The organism is Alteromonas sp. ASW11-130, from assembly GCF_026183735.1.
GTDB lineage: Bacteria > Pseudomonadota > Gammaproteobacteria > Enterobacterales > Alteromonadaceae > Alteromonas.
Genome location: NZ_JAPFRE010000047.1, coordinates 1 through 759, shown reverse-complemented (window position 1 = coordinate 759; position 759 = coordinate 1). Strand labels below are relative to the sequence as shown.

General features: G+C 54.7%; 1 protein-coding gene. It reads left to right on the top strand.

Annotated features, from left to right (window positions below):
- Positions 1-16: 16 nt before the first annotated feature.
- A partial coding sequence (locus OPS28_RS16920) for an AMP-binding protein (protein WP_265610653.1) occupies positions 17-759 on the top strand: 743 nt, incomplete at its 3' end.

Sequence of the window (759 nt, the reverse complement as noted above, 5' to 3'; positions counted from 1 at the left end):
GGCCCGTGGTCTTGGGGTGGATAACCTGGCCTACCTGATTTACACCTCCGGTTCAACCGGCAAGCCGAAGGGGGTGAAATTAGCCCATCAGGGGGTGTTGAATATGAATGCCCAACAACAGCGGTTATTCCAGGTGGCTCCGCAGAGTAAAGTGATCCAGTTCGCTGCCTTTGGTTTTGATGCCAGTGTGTGGGAGTGGGTGATGGCGTTACTCTCGGGCAGTGAATTGCATATTTGTCCGGGTGAGGTGAAACAGTCAGCTGAGGCACTGAAGGCGTTTTTATGTGACAACCAGATAAGCCATGCAACCCTGCCGCCGGCCTTACTGGGTGTGATGGAACTGGATGATAATTATGCCTTTGAGGCATTAATCGTGGCAGGCGAGGCCATTGCACCAGATGTAGCGGCACTGTGGTCGGCGAAGTACCCCCTGTATAACGCTTACGGGCCAACGGAAACCACCGTGTGTGCAACAGTCGGGCGGGTAGTGCCGGGGACGGAGCTGCATATTGGTCAGGCGATAGGCAACATGAGCCAATATGTCTTAAATTCCCGTTTGGAAGTGGTGCCCCGTGGTGTGACAGGCGAGCTGCATATAGGCGGGGTTGGCTTGGCACAGGGGTACTTAAACCGTGAGGCGCTGACGGCGGAACGGTTTATTGATAACCCGTACTATGAAGCGGGTAACCCGATGAGCTCGGCGAAGCTGTATAAGACCGGTGATTTGGTGCGTTACCTTGCGGATGGTAACCTGGCGTT